This window comes from Pseudomonas sp. P1_F1_2 (genome assembly GCF_056405815.1).
This window is the reverse complement of sequence record NZ_JBFUBK010000100.1, coordinates 1-23,041: the sequence shown is the minus strand read 5'-3', so window position 1 is coordinate 23,041 and position 23,041 is coordinate 1. Positions and strand designations below refer to the sequence as shown.

Annotated in this window: 25 protein-coding genes; 14 read left to right on the top strand and 11 right to left on the bottom strand. The window is 60.5% G+C overall.

What is annotated here, in order from left to right:
• The first annotated feature begins 67 nt into the window (after positions 1-67).
• From AC1D2P_RS24285 to AC1D2P_RS24270, 4 genes are all read left to right on the top strand, one after another.
• Positions 68-1,723, top strand: a complete 1,656-nt coding sequence (locus AC1D2P_RS24285) for a Na/Pi cotransporter family protein (protein ID WP_477758100.1) — start codon at positions 68-70, stop codon at positions 1,721-1,723.
• Entirely contained in the window at positions 1,711-2,064 is a 354-nt protein-coding gene (locus AC1D2P_RS24280) for a DUF2493 domain-containing protein (RefSeq protein ID WP_258666078.1), read from the top strand. Before AC1D2P_RS24285 ends, AC1D2P_RS24280 begins: the two co-directional genes overlap by 13 nt.
• Positions 2,065-2,248: 184 nt before the next feature.
• Complete coding sequence (locus AC1D2P_RS24275) at positions 2,249-3,001, top strand: hypothetical protein (protein WP_258666079.1); 753 nt, start codon at positions 2,249-2,251, stop codon at positions 2,999-3,001.
• Positions 3,002-3,088: 87 nt separating this feature from the next.
• Complete coding sequence (locus AC1D2P_RS24270; protein ID WP_109786178.1) at positions 3,089-3,406, top strand: DUF2388 domain-containing protein; 318 nt, start codon at positions 3,089-3,091, stop codon at positions 3,404-3,406.
• Positions 3,407-3,462: 56 nt separating this feature from the next.
• Here AC1D2P_RS24270 and AC1D2P_RS24265 read toward each other — a convergent pair whose 3' ends face one another.
• Together AC1D2P_RS24265 and AC1D2P_RS24260 are read right to left on the bottom strand one after the other, a co-directional pair.
• The gene (locus AC1D2P_RS24265; protein ID WP_477758099.1) at positions 3,463-4,392 is read right to left on the bottom strand and encodes a pyridoxal-phosphate dependent enzyme; all 930 of its coding nucleotides are present in this window, start codon (positions 4,390-4,392) and stop codon (positions 3,463-3,465) included.
• Between the two features lie 66 nt (positions 4,393-4,458).
• On the bottom strand, positions 4,459-5,250 hold the full coding sequence (locus AC1D2P_RS24260) for an SDR family NAD(P)-dependent oxidoreductase (protein WP_477758098.1): 792 nt from the start codon (positions 5,248-5,250) through the stop codon (positions 4,459-4,461).
• A gap of 124 nt (positions 5,251-5,374) precedes the next feature.
• Here AC1D2P_RS24260 and AC1D2P_RS24255 point away from each other — a divergent pair, with 124 nt between their 5' ends.
• Both AC1D2P_RS24255 and AC1D2P_RS24250 read left to right on the top strand, forming a co-directional pair.
• Positions 5,375-6,322, top strand: a complete 948-nt coding sequence (locus AC1D2P_RS24255; RefSeq protein WP_477758097.1) for a GlxA family transcriptional regulator — start codon at positions 5,375-5,377, stop codon at positions 6,320-6,322.
• A 52-nt stretch (positions 6,323-6,374) separates the two neighbouring features.
• A complete protein-coding gene (locus tag AC1D2P_RS24250; RefSeq protein ID WP_109786258.1) occupies positions 6,375-7,034 on the top strand; it encodes a methyltransferase family protein in 660 nt (219 codons plus the stop codon).
• 46 nt (positions 7,035-7,080) lie between these two features.
• On the opposite strand, the gene AC1D2P_RS24245 is transcribed toward AC1D2P_RS24250, so the two are convergent.
• From AC1D2P_RS24245 to AC1D2P_RS24225, 5 genes are all read right to left on the bottom strand, one after another.
• A complete protein-coding gene (locus tag AC1D2P_RS24245; RefSeq protein WP_477811624.1) occupies positions 7,081-7,749 on the bottom strand; it encodes an HAD-IA family hydrolase in 669 nt (222 codons plus the stop codon).
• Positions 7,750-7,840: 91 nt separating this feature from the next.
• Entirely contained in the window at positions 7,841-8,248 is a 408-nt protein-coding gene (locus tag AC1D2P_RS24240) for a response regulator (RefSeq protein WP_077431996.1), read from the bottom strand.
• Between the two features lie 235 nt (positions 8,249-8,483).
• Positions 8,484-8,753 (bottom strand): pentapeptide MXKDX repeat protein, encoded by a 270-nt coding sequence (locus AC1D2P_RS24235; protein ID WP_477758096.1) that lies wholly within the window; start codon positions 8,751-8,753, stop codon positions 8,484-8,486.
• Between the two features lie 45 nt (positions 8,754-8,798).
• A complete protein-coding gene (locus AC1D2P_RS24230) occupies positions 8,799-9,584 on the bottom strand; it encodes a molybdopterin-dependent oxidoreductase (RefSeq protein WP_477758095.1) in 786 nt (261 codons plus the stop codon).
• Positions 9,581-10,201 (bottom strand): cytochrome b/b6 domain-containing protein, encoded by a 621-nt coding sequence (locus AC1D2P_RS24225; protein ID WP_477758094.1) that lies wholly within the window; start codon positions 10,199-10,201, stop codon positions 9,581-9,583. Before AC1D2P_RS24225 ends, AC1D2P_RS24230 begins: the two co-directional genes overlap by 4 nt.
• Positions 10,202-10,367: 166 nt before the next feature.
• On the opposite strand from AC1D2P_RS24225, the gene AC1D2P_RS24220 reads away from it, so the two are divergent.
• The gene (locus AC1D2P_RS24220; protein WP_223525137.1) at positions 10,368-11,309 is read left to right on the top strand and encodes a class I SAM-dependent methyltransferase; all 942 of its coding nucleotides are present in this window, start codon (positions 10,368-10,370) and stop codon (positions 11,307-11,309) included.
• A gap of 10 nt (positions 11,310-11,319) precedes the next feature.
• Here AC1D2P_RS24220 and AC1D2P_RS24215 read toward each other — a convergent pair whose 3' ends face one another.
• Entirely contained in the window at positions 11,320-12,093 is a 774-nt protein-coding gene (locus AC1D2P_RS24215; protein WP_046031477.1) for a helix-turn-helix transcriptional regulator, read from the bottom strand.
• 111 nt (positions 12,094-12,204) lie between these two features.
• Here AC1D2P_RS24215 and AC1D2P_RS24210 point away from each other — a divergent pair, with 111 nt between their 5' ends.
• Both AC1D2P_RS24210 and AC1D2P_RS24205 read left to right on the top strand, forming a co-directional pair.
• Complete coding sequence (locus AC1D2P_RS24210; protein WP_258666093.1) at positions 12,205-13,308, top strand: polyamine ABC transporter substrate-binding protein; 1,104 nt, start codon at positions 12,205-12,207, stop codon at positions 13,306-13,308.
• Positions 13,309-13,506: 198 nt separating this feature from the next.
• On the top strand, positions 13,507-14,628 hold the full coding sequence (locus tag AC1D2P_RS24205; protein ID WP_109786186.1) for a DmpA family aminopeptidase: 1,122 nt from the start codon (positions 13,507-13,509) through the stop codon (positions 14,626-14,628).
• A 46-nt stretch (positions 14,629-14,674) separates the two neighbouring features.
• Here AC1D2P_RS24205 and AC1D2P_RS24200 read toward each other — a convergent pair whose 3' ends face one another.
• Positions 14,675-15,130, bottom strand: a complete 456-nt coding sequence (locus AC1D2P_RS24200) for a cupin domain-containing protein (protein ID WP_477758093.1) — start codon at positions 15,128-15,130, stop codon at positions 14,675-14,677.
• 241 nt (positions 15,131-15,371) lie between these two features.
• Between AC1D2P_RS24200 and AC1D2P_RS24195 the strand changes: the two genes are divergently transcribed.
• Complete coding sequence (locus tag AC1D2P_RS24195) at positions 15,372-15,815, top strand: hypothetical protein (protein ID WP_223525134.1); 444 nt, start codon at positions 15,372-15,374, stop codon at positions 15,813-15,815.
• A gap of 69 nt (positions 15,816-15,884) precedes the next feature.
• On the opposite strand, the gene AC1D2P_RS24190 is transcribed toward AC1D2P_RS24195, so the two are convergent.
• Positions 15,885-16,418, bottom strand: coding sequence for a winged helix-turn-helix transcriptional regulator (locus AC1D2P_RS24190; RefSeq protein WP_477758092.1), 534 nt, complete (start codon positions 16,416-16,418; stop codon positions 15,885-15,887).
• A 98-nt stretch (positions 16,419-16,516) separates the two neighbouring features.
• On the opposite strand from AC1D2P_RS24190, the gene AC1D2P_RS24185 reads away from it, so the two are divergent.
• On the top strand, positions 16,517-17,152 hold the full coding sequence (locus AC1D2P_RS24185) for a cysteine hydrolase family protein (protein ID WP_258666099.1): 636 nt from the start codon (positions 16,517-16,519) through the stop codon (positions 17,150-17,152).
• The gene (locus tag AC1D2P_RS24180) at positions 17,149-18,714 is read left to right on the top strand and encodes an aldehyde dehydrogenase (NADP(+)) (protein WP_477758091.1); all 1,566 of its coding nucleotides are present in this window, start codon (positions 17,149-17,151) and stop codon (positions 18,712-18,714) included. The genes AC1D2P_RS24185 and AC1D2P_RS24180 overlap by 4 nt, the downstream gene beginning before the upstream one ends.
• Positions 18,715-18,729: 15 nt before the next feature.
• Here AC1D2P_RS24180 and AC1D2P_RS24175 read toward each other — a convergent pair whose 3' ends face one another.
• Positions 18,730-19,665 carry a Ppx/GppA phosphatase family protein gene (locus AC1D2P_RS24175; RefSeq protein WP_477758090.1) on the bottom strand — a complete coding sequence of 312 codons (936 nt, stop codon included), beginning with the start codon at positions 19,663-19,665 and terminating at the stop codon, positions 18,730-18,732.
• Between the two features lie 198 nt (positions 19,666-19,863).
• On the opposite strand from AC1D2P_RS24175, the gene ppk2 reads away from it, so the two are divergent.
• Both ppk2 and mqo read left to right on the top strand, forming a co-directional pair.
• The gene (ppk2, locus tag AC1D2P_RS24170) at positions 19,864-20,781 is read left to right on the top strand and encodes a polyphosphate kinase 2 (RefSeq protein WP_258666103.1); all 918 of its coding nucleotides are present in this window, start codon (positions 19,864-19,866) and stop codon (positions 20,779-20,781) included.
• 236 nt (positions 20,782-21,017) lie between these two features.
• Positions 21,018-22,664, top strand: a complete 1,647-nt coding sequence (mqo, locus tag AC1D2P_RS24165) for a malate dehydrogenase (quinone) (protein WP_258666105.1) — start codon at positions 21,018-21,020, stop codon at positions 22,662-22,664.
• The last annotated feature ends 377 nt before the right edge of the window (positions 22,665-23,041 follow it).

The window sequence follows — 23,041 nt, the reverse complement described above, 5'->3', positions numbered from 1 at the left end:
AGCCCGCTCCCACAGGTTTTCCGTTCGGGCCTTCAATAAATGAAACAGCAAAAAAGGGAGAGTCCTGATGTCGGGAACGACTCTACTGATCAACCTCGCAGGCGCCATCGCACTGTTACTGTGGGGCACTCACATGATTTCTTCGGCGTTGCTGCGTGGCTTTGGCTCGCCGCTGCGCCAATGGCTGGGGCAAAACCTGAGCAACCGCTGGATGGCGTTGCTGTCGGGGATCGGCATCACCGGCCTTCTGCAAAGCAGCACCGCGGTCAGCCTGATGGCAACGTCGTTTACGGCGGCCGGCACCCTCGCGCTGGCCCCGGCGCTGGCGGTGATGCTGGGCGCCAATATCGGTTCGACCCTGGTGGTGCAACTGCTCAGCCTCGACGTGTCGATACTCACGCCACTGGCGTTGCTGACGGGGTTGATCGTTTTTCGCCTGCGCGATGACTCACGCTATGAAAGCGTCGGCTGTGCGCTGATCGGCCTGGGGCTGATGCTGCTGGCCCTGCACATGCTCGGCTCGACCCTGGCGCACGTCGAAAGCACGCCGGTCTTCCAAGTGATGATGCAAAGCCTCGACGGCGACGTGCTGATTGCCTTGCTGGTGGCGCTGATTCTCACCTGGCTCTGCCATTCAAGCGTCGCAGTGGTGTTGTTGATCGTCTCGCTGGCGGCGACCGGCATGCTGTCGGCCACCACGCTGGTAGCGTTGGTGATGGGTGTGAACATTGGCGGTGCGTTGCCGCCGGTAATCAACGCCGGATCGAGCGTCGGTCGACGCCTGCCGCTGGGCAATCTGCTCGTGCGGCTGCTGGGTGCGCTGGCGGTGTTGCCGTTTGCCGGTTTGCTGGCCGAAACGAATCTGAACCCGTCGACGCTGGTCGTGGTCGTGCACAGCGGTTTTAACGTGCTGCTGGCGCTGGTATTCATCGGCCTGACCGACGTACTCGCCAACGCCCTGACCCGGCTGCTGCCGGAACCGGTGCGGGATGTCGACCCCGGGATGCCGCACTACCTCGATGAAGCCGGCCTGGAAGTGGCCAACATCGGCCTGTCCAACGCCGCCCGCGAAGCGCTGCGCATGGCCGATATGTTCTCGGCGATGCTCGGGCGCCTGTTGCAGCTGTTCCACACATCGGCGCCGACCGGTGTCGACGAGGTGCGACGCATCGATCAATCCCTGGACCTGCTCAGTGCGGCGATTCGCGCCTACCTGGCCGACATCGGCAAAGAAGGCATCAGTGACGGCGACGCCGATCGCGCCCAGGAAATCCTGTTGTTCGTGATCAACCTCGAACACGCGGCGGACATTCTTTCCAGCAGCCTCGCGCAGTTGGCCATGCGCCGGGTGCGCCGTGGGGAACAGTTCACCGCATTCGAACTGTCCAGCATTGCCCCGTTGCACGATGCGTTGATGGAGAGCCTGAGCCTGGCGATCACCGTGTTTTTGCGCGAAGACATCACCACCGCGCATCAACTGATCAAGCGCAAGGACGCCGTGAGGCAACTCGAAGCACAGGCCAGCCGCGAGCACTTTCGCAAGTTGCAGGAGGACAAAAACACCTGGGCCGAATCCGGCGACATCTTCCAGCGCGTGCTGCGCGATTACCGTCGCGTGCACCACCACATCGCCGCCCTCGCCTATCCGCTGCTCGAACGCGCCGGTCAGCGGGCCATCGAAAACAGCGACTTGGTGAAGGACACCCCGTCATGCGCCTGCTGATTTGCGCGGGGCGCCATTACGCCGACACCCGCCAGTGCCGACGGGTACTCGACGCCTTTCAACGCGTGCACCCCGTGCGTGTGCTGATTCATGGCGGCAACCAGCACCTGGGCGGTGTCATCGAAGAGTGGGCACGGGAACAGGGCATCGACATCGTGCGCTACCCGCCCAACTGGCAACGCCACGGCAAGTCCGCGGAACGCGTGCGCAACCGCTTCATGTTGCTCGACAGCCGAGCGGACGTGGTGATCGCCCTGCCCGGCGGCGAAGACACCGAAGAACTGATCATCCAGGCCGGTTTGGCAGGCCTGCAAACCTTATCGGTCGCTTCCTCGCTGTAGCAGCTGTCGAGCTTGCGAGGCTGCGTCCGGTGGCGCAGCCGTCGTAAACCCTGCGCACATTTTTTCCTGACACGCCGCATTCCCTGATTTCACGACGGCGGCGCCACCGGACGCAGCCTCGCAGGCTCGACAGCTGCTTCAGGGCTGATCTGTTCATTCCAACGAAATTATCGAGATAAACCTCATGCAAAAATTCACCTCCTTTGTACGCGATCTCCCGCCAGCCCAAGGCCGGTCACTGCGGCGCAATCTGTTGTTTGTCGGGATCACCCTGAGTGTGCTCGGGTGCCTGACGATGATCTCTCACGCCAACGCCGCCGGTGGCGCTTATGTGGTGGACGACGCAGGGATCAATGCGCCCGGTGAATGCAACATCGACGCCTGGTACCAGAACGGTCGGCACACGTCTTCCGGCACGAGTACCTTGTCGCAGGACTGTACGTTCAAATCACTGCCCACCGTGCAGTTCGGCGCGGTGTTGCAGCACAGCCACGATGACGCGCAAACGCAGGTGAGCCCGCAGTTCAAGGCTCAATTATTCGCCAGCGAAAACCTGGGTCTTGAATGGGCGCTGGCGGGCTCGGCGCACGTTGCCTTGAATCGGGCGCACGCCTTCGACGGCGGCGAACTGAACCTGCCACTCACCTACCAACCGTTCGAAACGCTGCGCCTGAACCTCAATGCCGGCTGGTCTCACGCTTATGACGACGGCGAGCAAAACCATCGCTGGACCTGGGGCACCGGCGTTGAATACGACGTGGCCCGCGCCCTCACGATGATCGCCGAACGCTTCGGCCAGCAAGGCGCGCAGCAGGCGTGGCAGGCTGGGCCGAGGTTTCATGTGGGCGAGCGCCTCGACATCGATCTGGTGGCGGGACGCAACCTGACGGGGGAACGTGACCAGTGGCTGACCACGGGAGCAACGCTGCGGTTTTGAACGATATCGCGTGACAAAGGAACTCCTGGCGATCGCCAGGCATCCTAAACTATGAGGTACATCCCAATTGCTTCAGAGGACACTGTCATGCGCCGTCTGATTATCATCTCCTCCCTGATGTTGTGTTTACCCTTCGGCTCGGCTATGGCCAAAGTGGATGCGGAAGATGTAGCCACTTCGGCCGGGGTATCTGCCTCGCTGTATTCGACCTTCAAGGACCACAAACTCATGATTCCTGCCAGGGATGATGCCTCCAGCTTCGTTGCCAGTGGCGGTGCAATTCGCGGTGTTTATCTGGAGTCGGTGCTGAAGAGAATCCGCCAGGACAATCCCGGTCTGAACGCCAGTGACGAAGACCTGGCTCGCGCCATCCTGATTCAGGAAGGCGATGCTGCCGGCCAATGAAGTGAAGGCCAATAAATAGTGGTGGGGCTTGCGACAGCTGGATAGCGTTTGCAGCCCTACTTCGCTTTCCCGGTGGACAAACGCGCCCATCCGGCCACTAACTGCGCACTGATACTTACCCCGCCGCACACCACAATGACCACATCGTGCGCATCTGCGATGGCGCTATGGTTCAGGTATGCCACCGCCAATGACACACCACAGGCCGGTTCCACTAACTGGCGCAGATCACTGGCGAATCGAACCACGCCCATGATGGCGTTCTCATCGCTGAGCACCACGCACTGGTGAGGGAAATCGCGCAGGTGCTGCACTGGCCAGGCTGCGACCTGCGCCGCACCCAGCGATGTCGCCACGGTATCGATGCGCGGCAATCGAACCGGATGCCCAACCTTCATGGCGGCCGCGAACGAGGCCGCTCCCTCGGTTTCGCAAGCAACGATCCGACAGTCCGTGCGGCCATGGCGAATCAGCCCCGTGAGGATTCCCGCCAGCAAACCACCGCCGCCCACCGACGTCACCATCACATCAACCTGAGGACACACCTCAAGCACCTCATCGACCAGGGTGCTGTGCCCCTCCCACAACAGCGGGTGATCGAAAGCCGGCACGTATTCGGTGTCCGCATCCTGCGACAGTTCTTTGGCCCGTTGATTGGCCTCGTCCCAGACCTTGCCGTGAACAATCACCTCGGCACCGGTTTTCTTGATCCGGTTGCGGGTCGATTCAGGGGTGGTGTGCGGCACGACAATGCAGGCGCTCAGTCCGAGGCTGGCAGCAGCAACAGCGGTGGCAAAACCGGCATTGCCGCCCGAAGGACAAACGACTCGACGCTTGCCCTGGGCCTTGGCCCAACTGCACAGAAGCCCCATGCCACGCAGCTTGAACGAACCGCTGGGTTGCAGGTTTTCCATCTTGAGCCAGATCCGCCGGGTCTGCGTCGACAGCCCCGGGTGCAAGATCAACGGTGTCCGGATGTGCAGCATCGCGGGTCTCCCAAAGGTGAACCCTACTTATCCAAGCTTAGTTCACCCAGCCCGCCGCCCCCCCTTTTAGCGATAACGCGGTGCGGCGCTGGCGTTGCCAAACAACCCCGAAAGGGTCTGGCGCTGCGCTTCGTAACGGTCCCATTGTTCGCCGTCGTGCAGACTCGGGATGGTCACCACTTCGCCTTTCGCCAGGCCCGCCAGTGCGGCGTCGACCATGTCGGGCGCCGACATCACGATCTCTTGCGGCAGGTTTTCCACCGGGTTGCCCGCTTCACTCCAGAAATCGGTGGCCGTCGCACCAGGCAATACCGCTTGAATACGAATGCCTTTGTCCGCCAGCTCGCGGTGCATTGATTGGCTCAGGCCTAGTACAAAGGCCTTGGTCGCGCCATACACGCCGTTGAGGATTTCCGGCGCGATGGCCACGATCGATGAGATGTTGATCACGGTGCCCGTGCCACGGGCGACAAAGCCAGGCACCACCGCATAGGCCAGCCGCATCAGCGCAGTGACGTTGAGGGTGATCATGTCTTCCATCTCGTCGACCGGGCTGCCCAACAACGGCATCACCGCGCCAACGCCGGCGTTGTTCACCAACAGGGTGATGCTGGCGTCATTACGCAGAATCTCCTCGACCCGCAGCACATCGGCTTTGACTTTCAGATCAGCGGCGACCACTTCCACCGCGCGCCCGGTTTCGTTGCTCAGGTGGTTCGCCAGCGCGTTCAGTTTGCTCTGGCTGCGGGCGACCAGAATCAGGTCGTAACCCTGCCGGGCGAGACGGTCGGCATACACCGCGCCGATGCCCGAAGAAGCGCCAGTGATCAGTGCGGTGCCTTTGGATGAGAGTGCCATGTCGGGTTTCCTTCACAGTGAGGCGATCAGTTCGCCGGGTGTGAACCGTTATAAAGGGTCTTACACTTGTCTCAAATGACGTTTAAAGTACGTTTTTCGGACATATTCATTTGAGGGTCCTGCGATGACTGCCGTGGCATTTGTGGTGTTCGAGGGTTTCCAGTCCATGGCGCTGGCGGCCATGCCGGTGTTCGAGTACGCCAACTTCAGCGCCGGTGAGCCGCTGTATGAGGTCAGTGTGATCTCGCAGGACGGCAGCACGTTGCGCGCCTCCGGAGGCTTGAATGTCGGGACCCAGGCGTTCGATGAGCGAGTCTTCGACACCGTCATCGTGGTGGGCGGCGATACCATCGTCGAACAGGCACCCGAAGGTGTATTGACCTGGCTGCGCAACCGGGTGAACACCACCAGGCGCATGGCGTCGATTTGTTCAGGGGCATTCGTGCTGGCCCAGGCCGGTTTGCTCGATGGACGACGGGCCACCACTCACTGGGCCTATGCCCGGGAGCTGCAAGCGCGATTTCCGTTGATCAAAGTGGAAGAAGACCGCATCTACGTGGTTGACGGCTCGATCTGGAGCTCGGCCGGCATGACCGCCGGCATCGACCTGGCGCTGGCCATGGTCGAGAAGGATCACGGCGCCGAACTGGCGCGCTCTGTGGCGCAGAAACTGGTGATGTATCAGCGCCGCGCGGGGGGGCAGTCCCAGCATTCGGCACTGCTGGAACTGGAACCGAAATCCGACCGGATTCAAACCGTTCTCGGCTATGCCCGCGAACACCTGGCCTCGCCTCTGTCGGTGGAGCAACTGGCAGACGTGGCGCGCTTGAGCCCTCGACAATTCAGCCGCAGTTTTCGCGCCGAGACCGGGCAGACGCCGGCCAAGGCCATCGAAAACCTGCGCCTGGAGGCGGCACGGCAGATGCTTGAACGCGGGCGTCTGAGTCTTGATCAAATCGCCAGCGAGGCCGGTTTCACTGACCGTCGCCGCATGCGTGAAGCCTTTCTTCGGGCATTCGGCCAACCGCCGCAGGTCATTCGGCGCAATGCCAGGTCCGAGTTGAACGCGTGAGCAGCCCCCGGCCTCTAAACTGAATGGGGCAATGGCTCATCACGAGGTGCTCATGAAAATTTCGCCCAGGCTGGCATTCTTCGCCATCGCCGGCACCCTTGCCTACCTCGGTCTCGCGGTGTGGGGCATGGGCGGGTTGGCCGCGTTTTTCGCCCATGCGCCATTGGTGGTGGTTGCCTTGGCGACCTTGGTGATGACCGTGGCTTCGCTGTTCACCGAGGTCAATCTGAGTTCCGGTGAACGAGAGGACCGCGCCAATCGCTGGGTGCTTCCGGCGTTCGGGGTGATCGGGATACTCAGCGGCTTTTTGCCGGCGTACACCGACCGAATCGACTACTGGACCTTCGGCGGTGAAGGCCTGCGCTGGATCGGCGCGTTGCTGTTCATCGTCGGCGGCGCCCTGCGGTTGTGGCCCGTGTTTGTGCTGGGCAATCGATTCAGCGGGTTGGTGGCGATTCAACCGGGGCATACGCTGGTCACCGACGGGATTTATCGTAGTCTGCGCAACCCCAGTTACTTGGGGATGCTGGTCATCGCCTTGGGTTGGGCGCTGGCGTTTCGTTCAGGTGTCGGCCTGCTGTTGGCCGCATTGACGGTGATTCCGCTGATTGCCCGGATTCACGCGGAAGAGGCGTTGTTGAGGGCACAGTTTGGCCACGAATATGAGGCGTATTGCGCCCACACCTGGCGCTTGGTTCCCGGTGTGTACTAGTCACTGCGCAGCTCCATTGCAGGAGCGAGCAGGCTCACTCCTACAATTAGATTTGGTTGAGGCGCAGAGAGTGGTCGGGATCGACCGCTGCGGTGACTGACTGATAGCTGGCCAATGTCGCATGCGCCGTCTGAATCGGATGTGCGTGCGTCTCGGTGATGATGACCAAATCAGCCCCGGCCGCTTCTGCCGCCCGTATCCCCACGCTGGCATCTTCGAAGATCAGGCATTCCGTCAACTCGACATCCAGCCGTTTCGCCGCCAATCGATAACCCGCAGGATCCGGTTTACCCGCGCTGACATCCTCCGCAGTCACCATCACGTCAGGTACGGGAATCCCCGCGGCCGCGATCCGGCGCAAGGCCAGCGCTCGGGGTGCGGAGGTCACGATTGCCCATTGATTGGCCGGCAAGGATTGCAGGAATGCCGCCGCGCCGCGGACCTCGACAATTCCCTCCACGTCCTCGATTTCCGCCTCGGTAATCCACGCCGCTTCCGCCTGCGCATCGACGCYCGGCAATCCCTGGCGATTGATGGTGTCGATAGCGCGGACGCCGTGAATGGTCGGCAGGAAAGACTCGACATCCACCCCGTGGCGCAAGGCCCAGATCGTCCAGATCCGCTCGGCGGCAGCGATAGAGTTAAGAACAGTGCCGTCCATATCGAACAGGAAAGCGCGGTAAGGCGTGTTGAATACGGATGGATGAGCAGACAAGGATAAGCTTCCTCTCGCAAGTGGCCAGGCAGGTAGTACCAGGCAATGTAGCATTTACCAGCGAGACGGGCTCATGCGGCGCAGTAACGTTTCAGCCAGCAGGCTTGGACTTCAAGGCACCGTCGACACAGTCCAGCAATTGACCGATCGCCCAGGGTTTTTTAATGAACGAGACCGAATGTTTTACGCCTGAGCTTTGCGGGGTTTCGAAGCCGGACATGATCATGATCGGCTTGTCAGGCCAGCGGTCGCCGAACTGATTGGCCAGGTCAGCGCCATTGAGGGTGCCCGGCATGGTGATATCGGTGAGCAACAGGCAAACGTCATTCGCATGCTGCTCCAGATACATCGAAGCGGCATCTGCACTGATTTGAGGCTCGACCACAAACCCTTCGTCCTGAAGAATTTCGCAAAGAAACTCCAGGATCAGCGGATCGTCCTCGACCACAAGAATCAACCCACCCGAAGGTTTCGCGTCGACCGTCGATACTGGTCCCATGACATTGCCACTCCCTGAATGCATCTATGATTTCGCGAGCTAAATGCGCTACCTATCAAGTATGAGCAGCCAGCTCGGCGGAAATTCATTTTTGATACACCGGGGTGACGAAATCAGGCGTCCTGCAAAATCAGAGCAGCGCCCTTCTCTGCCATCAACGCCCTTGTTTGTAGTGATGTCATGCCCTGCACGAACCTGTGGGAACAAGCGCCCACAGGGATCGAGAGGAACTGGATTACTGAGAAGTAGCGTCCTTCTTCATCGCATCTTTGCTCATGCTGCCCTTGGACATTGCATCCTTGGACATGCTGTCTTTCTTCATCGTGTCCTTGGCCATCGCGTCCTTTTTCATCGCTGAATCTTTTTTCATCGTGTCTTTGGACATGGCATCTTTGGACATCGAGTCCTTGCTCATGGTGTCGTTGCTCATGGTGTCAGCAGCGAATACAGAGGCGGTACCTACGGCCAGGCACATGGACAGTACGGCGGTGGCTAACTTTTTCATGATGAACTCCTTGAAGCACAGGTTGCGGGCGAGTGAAGTTGCCCGTCAGCTGCCACCGAACCAGTTGTAGCCCTGGTCTTCCCAGTAGCCACCGCTGTAGGTGTTGCTGACGAAAATGGCCTGAATGTGTTTGGGATTCTTGTAGCCCAGCTTGGTGGGCATGCGCAGTTTCATGGGGAAGCCGTATTGGCGCGGCAGCACCGCGCCGTCGTAGGTCAGCGTCAGCAAGGTTTGCGCATGCAGCGCGGTGGCCATGTCGATGCTGGTGTAGTAGTCATCCGCGCATTTGAAGCCGACGTATTTGGCATCGGTGTCGGCGCCAACGCGCTTGAGGAAATCACTGAACCGCACGCCACCCCAGCGGCCGATTGCGCTCCAGCCTTCGACGCAGATGTGCCGGGTGATCTGTTCGGTCTGCGCCATGGCGCGCAATTCTTCGAGCCGCCAACTGCGTTTGTCCGCGACCAGGCCGGTAACTTCCAGTCGGTAACTCTCCGCCTCCACCGTCGGCGCTTCGTCGATGCCGTAGAAGGCGTTGAACGGAAATGGCCGGGTGATCATCGATTCGGGATAGGTCGGTGCCATGGCGTTGGGGTTGAACAGCCAGCCCTGCACCCGGTCGTTGAAGCGGGACATGGCGGACAACGCGGTGTCGACGTTTTCGTTGTCGGTGATGTTGCAGCCGGACAACATCGCCACGCCGCCCAGCGTCAGGCCACGCAGCAGGAACGAGCGACGCGAGCGGTCGGCGATCTGCGGGGCGAGGATTTTCCGGGCATCTGTCAGGATCGACGAATCGTCCAGCCCGGTACTTTCGATGCGCTTTTTCATACCGGCTCCTTGCGACCGACGATCATGGCCCACAACGTTTTGGGGACCAGCGCGACCATCACCAGATGCACCGCAACGAAGGCCACCAATAGCGCCATCGCGAAGAAATGCACCCGTCGCGCACCTTCGTAACCCGCCATCAACTCGCGCAGCAGCGGGAACTGGACGGACTTCCACAGCACCAGCCCGGAAATCACCAGCAGCATGATGTCGACCATCACGAACAGGTACGCCAGCCGTTGCACCTGGTTGTAATGACTCAGGTCGGCATGCCCCAACCGCCCTCGCAACGCGGCCCCTACGTCATGCAGGACACCTTTGGGCGAAACCGGGAAGAAACGGCGTTTCAGACGACCGCTGAACAGGTTGATGGCCAGATAAATCAGGCCGTTGATGGCGAGAAACCACATCGCCGCGAAGTGCCATTGCAGGGCGCCCCCCAGCCAGCCGCCGAGCGTGATCGATTTGGGGAAGCTGAAATCGTAAATGGGCGATGCGTTGTAGATCCGCCAGCCGCTGGTGACCATGACCAGAACCGCCAGGGCGTTCAGCCAATGGGTCAGCCGCAGCCAGCGCGGATGGCTGCTGATACGGGGTGAAGCAGATAGCTGCGACATGTCCGGCTCCCGGCAGTTGATCGATGGGGCCGAGTATGTGAGCGGACAGATCGCCAAATCCTCACGTAAAGTTAAATTAAACGTGATAACTCTCGACGCGTTGCCACGCGCCTTACCCTGCAATTGTGGTTAAAATGCCGCCCCCTCAAATTGCCGACCCTGCCCGATGAACCCAGACGCGTTCGCCACCCTCCACGCCCATTTGCTGACGGCCCTGGCAACGCCCCCCGCAGAAACCCGCCGTTTGTTCCACGGCCGTGGCCGCCGCTGGCCGGGCCTGGAGCAGTTGACCGTCGACTGGCTTCAGGGCGTGGTGCTGGTCGCCCTGTTCAAAGAGCCGGAAGCGTCGCAGCTCGAAGACTTGAAACAACGCCTGATGCTGATCACGCAGTCGCCCGAGTGGCAGCAATCCGGCGCGCATACCTTGTTGCTGCAACATCGCTACCTGCTGCAAAGCACCACCGAGTGGCTGCTGGGGGACGTGATCGATGAAATGACCATCACCGAGGGTGGCTTGCGTTACCGTGTGGACCTGGGGCGCAAACAGAACACCGGCCTGTTTCTCGACATGCGCTACGGCCGCGACTGGGTGCGGGCCAATGCCGACGGCAAGCGTGTGTTGAACCTGTTTGCCTACACCTGCGGTTTTTCGGTCGCGGCCATCGAGGGCGGCGCCGAGCACGTGGTCAATCTGGACATGTCCAGCCCGGCCTTGAGCCGTGGGCGCGACAATCACCGGCTCAACGGGCACGATTTGAGCAAGGTCAGCTTTCTCGGCCACGACCTGTTCAAGTCCTGGGGCAAGGTGATTGGCAAAGGTCCGTATGACCTGGTGATCATCGACCCGCCGTCCTTTCAGAAAGGCAGTTTTTTGCTGACCAAGGATTACCAGCGCGTATTGCGCCGCTTGCCGGAGCTGCTCGGCCCGCAGGGCACGGTGCTGGCCTGCATGAACGACCCGGCGTTCGGCCCGGACTTCCTCATCGATGGCGTCATGCGGGAAGCGCCGAGCCTGCGTTTTGAACAGCGGCTGGACAATCCACCGGAATTTCCGGATGCCGATGAGGCCTGCGGATTGAAGGCGTTGGTGTTCAAGTTGGGCGAGTAAACCGCCGGTATCAACGCGGCTGCAGCACCAACGCAAACAACTCGCCGTGACCATTCACGTTGAGCTTGTGATACACGTTGCGCCGATGCACTTTCACGGTCTCCGGTGAAATGCCCATCTGCTGGGCGATGGCTTTGCTGGAGAAGCCCTGAAGAATCAGCCTGGCCGTTTCGATTTCCCGCACCGACAGGCGCGCGTCGAAGCGATCCAGCAACAGGGTGAGATCGCCGGCCACAGGCTCGGCGGTCGCGCCTTCCGGCGGCATCAGTTGCAGGTGACGGCGCATCGCCGACAGCACCCAGTCGCGCACGCACAACAGACGGCCCTGCTCCTGGAGGGTAAATCGCGTCGAACGCCCCAGCGACAAGCCCAGCACGGCGCCATCGAGGTTGATCATGAACTGCAACTCGTCGGCGCCCACGACCGAACGGAAATAGCTCAGGTAGTACTCGCTTTGCTGGAACTGGTCGGGAGCCACCGATTCCAGGCTGTGCAGGCCATCGGCAATGCCGGCGCAAGCGGCCTGGTAGAAGGGATCAAGCAGGTACATGCCGGCGCTGTAGTCCGCCAGTTCTTCATGCTCGGCGGCATCGCCTTTTGAGTCGAAATCAATCAGCAACCGCGGCACCCGCCCCGCGCCCATCACCGCGACCAACGCATTGTCCAGCGGCACCAGCAACCGCAAGGTGTCGACCAGCGCCCGCCAGAAACCGTCCTGACCCAACGCACCAAACACCCGCGCCAGCCCTTGGTGCACGGGCAACTCTTTCAACAACGCGTCCACGCACTACCCCTTTCGAGTAACCCATGATGGGAATGGGTGAGTCCCGCGCCTGCCGATACGCTGCAAGCACCTGTTCATCACCGGCCTGCAGCAGGCCAGGAGTGCCGCATCATGAGTCGTCACTGCTCGCATATCAATCTCGGACTGGGCGCCTGTTTGTGCGTCTCGCTGTCGGCGATGGCCACCGACGCACCCACGGTCCATGTCTACAACTGGTACGACTACATCGGTCCCAACACCCTGCATGACTTCAAGCGCGATACCGGAATCGAGCCGGTTTACGACACCTTCGACAGTGCCGAAGTGCTGGAAGGCAAACTGCTGACCAGCCGCAGCGGCTACGACGTGGTGGTGGCGAGTAATTTCAGTTTGCCGACGCTGATCAAGGCCGGCGCCCTGGCACCGTTGCCGCACGCGCAAATGCCTGATTTCAAGAACATGGACAGCGACCTGCTGGCAAAACTGGCCAACAACGATCCGGGCAATCAGTACGCCGTGCCGTATCTGTGGGGCACCAACGGGATTGGCTACAACATCGACAAGGTCCGCGCCGCGTTGGGCGACAAGGCGCCCGTGGACTCCTGGGACCTGGTGTTCAAGGAGGAGAACCTCGCCAAGCTCGGCCAATGCGGCGTGGCGATGCTCGATTCGCCATCCGAAATGCTGCCGGTCGCCCTGCACTATCTGGGCTTGCCACCTAACAGCACCAACGCCGAAGACTACAAGAAGGCCGAGGCGCTGCTGCTCAAGTTGCGCCCGCACATTGCGTACTTCAATTCGTCCAAGTTCATCAGCGACCTGGCCAACGGCAACATCTGCGTGGCGGTGGGCTGGTCCGGCGCGATGCTGGAAGCCAAGACCAATGCCGAGCAAGCCAACAACGGCGTGAAGATCGCCTACAGCCTGCCCAAGGAAGGTGCGCCGGTGTGGTTCGACACGCTCGTACTGCTCAAGGACGCCCCGCATCCGCAACAAGGCCTGGCCTTCATCGACTACCTGATGCGCCCGGATGTTATCGCCCCGGTCAGCGATCACCTGAACTACCCCAACGGTAATCGCAGCGCTACGCCGCTGGTGGCTGAGGCGACCCGCACCAATCCTGCCGTTTATCCGTCGGCTGAAGCGCTGGCCACGTTGTTCACCCTCCAGCCCCTGCCGCCCGCCACCGAGCGGGTGCGGACGCGGATCTGGAGCAAGGTCAAAAACGGTCAATAACCCCCAGTGACTCTGTAGAAGCTGGCGAAGCCTGCGTCCGGCTGCGCAGCAGTCGTAAATCCGGCTCATGCGGCTTACCTGAAACACCGTGCGCTCTGACTTTACGACTGCTGCGCAGCCGGACGCAGGCTTCGCCAGCTGCTACAGGGAATCGGTCATCCAATAATTTTGTTTAACACCATGAACATGAGAAAACCCATGAAACCACGTGCCCGCGACTTGAACATCCAGTTCGGCCAACTGCAACCCGGCCCTCTCAACGCCATCACCGACGTGCCCGGTGTGCGCGTCGGCCACAGTGATGTGCGTGGCCGCACCGACAGCGGTCGTGACATCCACACCGGCGTCACCCTGATCGAACCGCGCGCCGGTTCCACCAATCAACAACCGTGCTTTGCCGGTGTGCATGTGCTCAACGGCAACGGTGACGCCACCGGTCTTGAGTGGATTCGTGAAGCCGGCCTGCTGACCAGTCCGATCGCCTTCACCAACACCCACAGCCTGGGCGTGGTGCGCGACGCGCTGATTGCGCTGGACCGTGAGAACCCACCCGACGACGGCCGACTTTACTGGAACATGCCGGTGGTGCTGGAGACGTTCGACGGCCTGCTCAATGACATCAACGGCTTCCACGTCAAACCCGAACATGTGGCCCAGGCCCAACGCAATGCGGTGGGTGGCCCGGTGATCGAAGGCGCGGTGGGCGGTGGCAGCGGGATGATTTGTCACGAGTTCAAGGGCGGCATCGGCACGTCCTCGCGACGCTTGAGCCCTGCGCAGGGCGGCTGGACGGTCGGCGCGATTGTTCAGGCCAACCACGGCATTCGTAATGAACTGCGCGTCGACGGTTACCCGGTCGGACGCTATATGGAACAGGTCGACTCGCCCTTCCTCAAGGCCTCGCTGCCGTTTCCGGGCATGGGCTCCATCGTCGTCTGCCTGGCCACGGATGCGCCGTTGCTGCCGCACCAATGCACGCGCCTCGCGCAACGTGCCAGCCTCGGCCTCGCCCGCACCGGTGGCGGTAACGAAGACCACAGCGGTGACATCTTCATTGCCTTCGCCACCGGCAACCAGCACGTACCGCCCGCTGCCTATGAAGGCAAAGGCGCGCCGACGTGCGACAACCTGAGCATGGTCAACAACGATCACATCAGCGAGTTGTTTCTGGCCGCCACCGAAGCCGTGGAAGAAGCCATTATCAATGCCCTGTTGGCGTCCGATACGGTCGAAGGTAATGGCCACACTGTGCCGGGGCTTGATGCCGAGACGCTGCTAAAAGCACTGCGCCAGGCCGGTTGGCCTGGGATTCAGCGATAAAGCGCTAAACAGAAATGCCCGATGCCATGCATCGGGCAATCACTGATCAGTGCTCCAGCACCAGCAACGGCGTGCCTTTCTTCACGATGTAGGTCGCCAGCTCAGACGCTTTGCCGCTACCCACGTTCTTCGCCAGATGCACGGTGCCCGCCGGGATGTACAGCGAATCGCCCGCTTTCAGCGTGATCGGTGCCCGCCCCTCCAACTGATACTCAAAGGTGCCTTCGATAACATAGGCAACCTCAACCCCAGGGTGCGAATGCTTTGGCGACGTCACGCCCGTGTCGAAATCAACACGCACTTGAATCACCTCGCGGTCGGCGACGTCCAGGTCCTGGCGCACCTGGTCTGTGCGGTGAATGCCGGCCTGCCAGTTTTTAGCAGGTTGTGCTTCAGGGGTGGTCTCGCCCGCCTGGCAAAAGCTTGCAAAGGCTGCCAGTGAAACAGCGGCAAGGGTGAAACCGAGCCGGCCAGCGGTGTTACGGGAAGTGATACGGGACATCGTCATTCTCCAGTGATTGCCGCCGATGCGGTGACACCATTTGGAGGGACCGGTGTATCTCGCGTGTGTCGCACATCCCTTGGTTTTGTATGCAAAGGTGGCTGCCGGCACCGGGGATACGTTGCGATACAAGCCCCCGTCCGCTCCGACCGACCATCCGAAGAAATGTCCTCTGTCACCACACAGCTAAAATTGACAGGGGGGATCACTTCAACGCGTCCTTACAAGCGGGAGTTTCACGATGAAAATCGTATCTTCGCTGGCGTTGGTGGTGGCGGTCGGGTGGCTCTCCGGGTGTTCGACGGTGCCAGACAGTCAGATCACTAACGTTCCCCTGCACGCTACGTCCGTCAACGGCGGGAATATCGCCCGGCCCATCATGATGCCCAAAGGCAATGCAACCGAGTTCTGGTTTGCCGTCAGCGGCGAAACCATGGGCAGCGCGTTACCCGGTCGCTTGATGGCTTATATCTATTCCGGAAGCTGCGCCCAACTGGGCTCTACGCCGGCGTATGACCTGAACGACGGGCCGAATGCACGGTTTTATTCATCGGCATCGATGCAGTACTTCTGGAAAAGCGCACCCGTGGCGGTCGAGACACTCCGCGCCGGCGGCTATGTGCTGGTGGTGCGCGAAAGCCCGGCCGATGGCCATCAAAACATTTTCTGCGGCAATCTGAGCTGAAGCCGTTGCCCTCCTTCGTTCCCGCGCGCTGCGTGGGAACGCTTTTCTCACGGTATCGTCGACGCTCGTCTACTGATCCTGAGCCGCCGCAACCGGGTCCCCCCCGCGCGCGCCCTTGAACGCATCACGCCGTGCCTTTCGTTCTGCGGCATAGGCCTCGCTGGGCGTACTGATCAGCTCTGCACGACGCAACGGCTCGCCGCAATGCGCACACAACGGCCCCAGCCCGGCGGGTTGGCCACAGGTGGCGTGGGTGTAAACCACCGCCAACCCCTCCTCCTCTGACTTGCACCAGGTTTCCCCCCACGCTCGCAATGCCAGCACCACGGAATAGAACGCGTCCCCCTTGGGTGTGAGGTGGTACTCGTAACGCAACGGCCGCTCACTGTAGGGGCGGCGGGCGACCAGTCCGTCGGCCTCCAGACGCTTCAGGCGGGTGGCGATCATTTGCGGAGTCCCGGCGGTTTGCGCCTGGATCTCGTCGAATCGATGGCTGCCCATGAACAACTCGCGCAGCACCAGGACCGTCCAGCGGTCGCCGACGACAGATTCAGCCCGGGAAATCGGACACAAGGTTTCGGGAACAGCGGTGTTTACCGACATGCGGCCTTGCCTCTTTTACAGTTACTATGATTATCATATCAACATGATGCACGGGCAAGCCCGACGCACCGGTCACTCAACTCCTGGAGGAAACAGCCATGTCAAAAACACTCTATCCCCTCGACAGAACCGCCTACCTGTTGGTCGATCCTTACAACGATTTCCTTTCCGAAGGCGGAAAAGTCTATCCGCTTATCGAACCGATCGCCGAACAAGTCGGCCTGCTCGACAACTTGCGCGCACTCGACCGCACCGTCCGGGCCCTCGAGATTCCGGTGGTCATCGTACCGCACCACCGCTGGGAACAAGGCGACTACGAGGATTGGGATCACCCAAGCCCCACCCAATGCAAGATCATGCACATGCATCACTTCGCTCGCGGGGAATGGGGCGGCGACTGGCACCCCGATTTCGCGCCCAAGGCCGGTGACATCGTTGTTCAGGAACACTGGGGCTCCAGTGGTTTTGCCAACACCGACCTGGATTTTCGACTCAAACAAAAAGGCATCACTCACGTAATCATCGTTGGCCTGCTGGCCAATACCTGCATCGAGGCCACCGCCCGTTACGCGGTGGAACTGGGTTATCACGTCACCCTGGTGCGCGACGCGACGGCCGCCTTCAAGCCCGAAATGATGCACGCGGCGCATGAGCTGAACGGTCCGACGTTCGCCCACGCCATTGTCACCACACCAGAGCTCATCGCCACCCTGACCCGAGGTGAACGCCCATGACACTGACAGGCAAACTGATGATCGGCGCCAGCGATGTGCCCGGTACCGAAGGGACGATGAGGGCGCTCAATCCCGCCAGCAATCAGTTGATTGAACCGGCGTTCGCCCTGGGTGGCGTAGCCGACGTCGACAAGGCCGCGACCCTCGCCGATGAAGCGTTCGATGAGTACAGCCACACCTCGCTCACCCGGCGCGCGGCGTTCCTCGACAGCATTGCCGACAATCTCGACTCGGTGCGCAAGACGTTGGCAGCAAGGGCAGCACTCGAAACCGGCCTGCCCGAGGCGCAACTTGAGGGTGAAGCAATAAAAGCTGCCACTCAGTTCCGCCAATTCGCCGAGGTCGTGCGCAGGGGGCGCTTCCTGCAACTGGCCATCGACCCGGCGCAGCCAGATCGCCAGCCACGCCCGCGCATGGACCATCGACTGCAGAAGATCGCCCTCGGTCCGGTGGCGATTTTCGGCGCGAGCAATTTTCCGATCGCGTACTCGGTCGCCGGGGGCGACACCGCTTCGGCACTGGCCGCTGGCGCAACGGTCATCCTGAAGGCACACAACGCTCACCCCGGGGCGTCGGAAATTCAGGCGCAGGCGATTCGCAACGCCGTGCAAGTACACGGGCTGCCCGAAGGCGTGTTTTCGATGGTGCGCGGTGGCGGTAATGCAATCGGTGAAGCGCTGGTCGATCATCCGTTGATCAAAGCGGTGACGTTCACCGGCTCGGAACGTGGCGGTATGGCGCTGTATCGCCGTGCGCAACTGCGCCCCGAACCGATTCCCGTGTTCACCGAGATGACCAGCATCAACCCCACGTGCATCCTGCCCCACGCACAGGCCACTCAAGGGGCGCGGATCGGTGACAGCTTTATCGAACGCATGGTGGTGAACGTCGGGCAAGCCTGCCTCAAACCTGCGCTGTTGATCGCCATTGACGGGCCGGGCTTTGAGGCGATGCGCGCCGCGATGATCGAACGCGTCAACCAGACCTCGGCGCGACCGATGCTGACACCGGGCATTCACGCGGCCTATTTGAACGGTCTCGGCTTCATGGAGAACGCCGGCGCCCAGCGCATTGCCGAAGGCTCGGCAGCCAGTGCCGCGCTGGAGGGCGCCTCCGCGTTGCTGGAGGTCGACGGCGCACATTTCCTGAACGAGACGCTGCTCGCCGAAGAAGTATTCGGCCCTTCAGCGTTGCTGGTGAAAGTTCGGGATGAGGCTGAGATGCTCGCCGTTGCGCGCTCGCTACGGGGTCAGCTGTCGGCGGCCCTGCACCTAGAGGACGATGATTTGCCTTTGGCACAGCGCTTGTTGCCGGTATTGGAACGACGCACCGGGCGCATCGTCGTCAATGCTTTCGCGCATCCGCAGGAAGTGACCTTTGCCACCGTTCACGGCGGGCCGTTTCCGGCCACGTCGGACAGCCGCTTCACCTCGGTCGGCATGACGTCAATTGAACGCTTCTTGCGCCCGGTGGCTTACCAGGGCTTTCCTCAAGCGCTGCTGCCCGAGGTGCTGCGAGACCTGAACCCGTCGGGATTGCCTCGCCTCATTGACGGTGTCTAGAAAGGGGGACGGGGTTCAATGCCTGGACATCAAGCCATGCATCACCCCGAACCTCAGTCCACCTTCGGAGGGCGTCATGTGTGAGATACCAAAGACCTTGAACGCGGCCAACATCACCACCAGGCCACCGGGCAAGGAGCTCAAGCGATGGTTTTGCAAGCCGGCCAGTTTGAGCTGTTTGACGTGCCCCACTTCCAGCAGGCGCAATGACAGGCGCAGCAGGCCGCTGTAGGTGATGCCGCTTTCGCCATCGTCATTCATGCCGTTGGCCTTGAGCACTTTGGCGAGCATTCGCGCCGTTCCCGACGAGCCGATAGTCTGCTGCCAACCCAAGGCGCGGTAACGCCGCGCCACTTTTTCAAACTGCAGCGTGGCCACCCGCTCGGCTTCCAGCAACGCCGGGGCGGTGATGCAGCCACCCGAAAAGTAACGCGCGCCAAACGTGCCGCTGCCGATGGCAATGCTTTCGGTCAACAACGGTTGGGCGCCCTGCCCCAGAATCAGCTCGGTGGATCCGCCACCGATGTCCACAACCAGACGCAGACTGGCCGGGCTGGGGATCGAATGGGCGACGCCGGCGTACACCAGATTCGCCTCTTCATGCCCGGAGATGACATCAATCCTGAACCCCAGATGCCGCTCGGCGCTGGCCAGAAACAGTTGCGCATTGTCGGCTTCACGCACCGCGCTGGTCGCCACCGCCCGCACCCGGCCGGCTTCAAAACCGCGCAATTTTTTACCGAATCGCGAGAGCGCCTGCCATCCACGGTCCAGCGCCATCTCATCCAGCGCGCCGCCCTGAAAACCTTCCGATAAACGGACCGGTTCACGCAGGGTTTTCACTTCCTGGATCATCCATTTCTGGTTCCGTTTGACCGGCTGGCCAATCATCATGCGAAATGCATTGGAGCCCAGGTCAATGGCTGCAAATAGCGAGGTGTCTCCTTTCATGGTGCGGATTCCTGGCAGTTTCATTGGCCCGCGAACGCAGTCCATCGAAGCGTTCAAGACGGTTTGCGAGGATCCTGCCATGGGTTAGGTGACACCAAGATGACACCGGCCTTTTTTTCACCACGCCACAACCGTCACTGGCCCGTCACATCCACAGGCCTAGCATGACCACTTCCACCTTCGTCGGGAGTTATGGCCATGCTTTTAGACAACGACACCCTGATTCAACGTATCCATCGCGAGCTGCTCGATCACCGCGACGAAGAGCTGGAACTGGAATTGATGGAGGACGGCCACGACCTCAATGCGCTGTTTGATGCGCATGAGGGTGACAGCAGCGCAAAAGAACAGAGACGACGCTATTTCAGCGAGCTGTTCCGCTTGCAAGGCGAACTGGTCAAGCTGCAAAGCTGGGTGGTGAAAACCGGGCACAAAGTGGTGATTTTGTTTGAAGGTCGCGACGCGGCGGGTAAAGGTGGGGTGATCAAGCGCATTACCCAGCGGCTCAATCCACGGGTCTGCCGGGTCGCCGCCCTGCCCGCGCCCAACGACCGCGAACGCACGCAATGGTATTTCCAGCGTTACGTCTCGCACCTGCCGGCTGCCGGGGAAATCGTGCTGTTCGACCGCAGCTGGTACAACCGCGCGGGCGTCGAGCAGGTCATGGGGTTTTGCAACGCCGACCAATATGAAGAGTTCTTCCGCACCGTGCCGGAGTTTGAACGGATGCTCGTGCGCTCAGGTATCCAGCTGATCAAATACTGGTTCTCAATCTCCGACCAGGAACAGCACCTGCGCTTCCTCAGCCGCATTCATGACCCGCTCAAGCAATGGAAACTCAGCCCGATGGACCTCGAATCCCGCCGGCGCTGGGAGGCCTATACCAAGGCCAAGGAAATCATGCTGGAACGCACCCACATCGCCGAAGCCCCATGGTGGGTGGTGCAGGCCAACGACAAGAAACAGGCCCGCCTCAACTGCATTCACCATTTGCTGGGGCAGATGCCCTATGAAGAGGTCGAATACCCGGTGATTGAATTGCCGGAGCGTGTACGGCAGGAGGACTATTCGCGCAGTCCGACGCCGCCGGAATTGATTGTGCCGCAGGTGTATTAGGGGGATGGCTTGAATTAAATGCATATTGGCACAATAAGTTAGCAAACACGGAAACAGGAGCCTTCAATCCTCGTTACCCTGATTTTCATTGGGTGCCGAGCGTAGTGCCCAATCGGGCTCCTGGATTCACGTGATGCTTGATCTTGAAGCTTCTCACCAGGTCTTTACCACCTATCACCAACGATAGAGCCATCTGAGCGGTAGGGATCACCGTAAATCTGTGGGAGAAGCACAGGATGAACACGAAAAAACTGAGACACATTCTTGCCGGTTTAACGCTGTCATTTGGCGCTGTGCATTCGCACGCCGAAGAAGCCAAAAAAGTCGATGTATTGCTGATCGGTGGCGGCATCATGAGCGCGACCCTGGGCGTTTGGCTTAATGAGTTGGAGCCAGGGCTCTCGATGGAAATGGTCGAGCGCCTCGACGGTGTCGCCCTGGAAAGCTCCAATGGCTGGAACAACGCGGGTACAGGCCATTCGGCTTTGGCCGAGTTGAATTACACGCCGCAAGACGAGAACGGAAAAGTCACGATCTCGAAAGCTGTTGAAGTGAATGAAGGCTTCCAGTTGACCCGGCAATTCTGGGCTTGGCAGGTCAGGCAAGGCGTGCTGAAGAACCCACGTTCGTTCATCAATTCCACCCCGCACATGAGTTTCGTCTGGGGCGCTGACAACGCCAGCTTTCTGAAAAAGCGTTACGAGGCCTTGCAGGCCAGCCCGCTGTTCCGCGGTATGCAGTACTCCGAAGACCCGGCCGTGATCAAAAAATGGGTTCCGCTCATGATGGAGGGGCGTGATCCGAAGCAAAAAATTGCGGCCACGTGGAACCCCAATGGCACCGATGTCAATTTTGGAGAAGTGACCCGCCAACTGATCGGCTATCTGCAAACCTCGCCGAAATTTGCCCTGAAGCTGTCGAGCGAAGTGCAGGACATCACCCGAAACGAAGACGGTAGTTGGCGCGTCAGCTACAAAAACCTCAAGGACGGTAGCGAAACAGCAACCGATGCCAAGTTCCTGTTCATCGGTGCGGGGGGTGGAGCGCTGAAGCTGTTGCAGAAATCGGGAATTCCCGAGGCCAGGGAATATGCAGGCTTTCCAGTGGGCGGCTCATTCCTCGTGACAGAAAACCCGGCCATCACCGAGCGGCATCTCGCCAAGGCCTACGGCCAGGCTTCGGTGGGAGCGCCGCCCATGTCGGTTCCACATCTGGATACCCGCGTACTGGACGGTAAGCGCCTGATCCTGTTCGGTCCATTCGCAACCTTCAGTACCAAGTTTCTCAAACAGGGCTCTTTTCTGGACCTGCTGAGTACCACCACGACAGACAATGTGTGGCCGATGACTCGCGTCGGCATCAAGCAATATCCGCTGGTTGAGTACCTGGCGGGTCAGTTGATGCTGTCGGACGAGGATCGCCTCAATGCGTTGAAGGAATACTTCCCCAACGCCAAGGCCGAAGACTGGCATCTGTGGCAAGCAGGCCAGCGCGTGCAAGTGATCAAGCGTGATGAAGCGGCCGGTGGCGTCCTGAAACTGGGCACGGAGATTGTCACGTCCCAGGACGGCACCATTGCCGGCTTGCTGGGTGCATCTCCGGGCGCGTCGACCGCAGTACCGATCATGGTGAGCTTGCTGCAGAAGGTTTTCAAAGACAAAGTCGCGACGCCCGCCTGGCAGGAGAAACTGCATCAGATCCTCCCGAGCTACGGTACCCAACTTAACAACGATCCGGCAAAAGTGGCTGAAGAGTGGGCGTATACCGCCAAGATACTTGAACTGATGCCCCCACCGGCAATCAGTCAAGTCGCTACGCCGATGGCTGAAAAAGAGGAGAACAAGCCGGCGAAGGAAAAGGCACCGGCTGACATCGCACTGTGACCAGACGTCCACTCCTTCGCAGTGCTCGATGTAGCTGACCTGGAAACAAAAGCCCGCTGGACGTAAACGGTCAGCGGGCATTTTCTTCACCATCAGCTGCGGGTCGACTGCGCCCCTTCGCGACAGGTAGCAATCGGCCGATTCTGTTGAAAAAGTCGGATTTTCAGCCTGAGTAAAATCAAGCACAGCTACCACCGGATAGCCTACTCACCACTTTGTGTGGTTTCTCGGCCCTTCGTTGACCTTTGCTGCGTCGTTATTGGGTTAATTTGAGGTTTTTGGCTTAGTGTAGGCGCACCTATCCCGTGACTGGTGGCCCTTGAGATGTCAGTTTGGCCAGCCGACGTAGGTTCTGCACTGTGGCTGCCAGCGTGAAC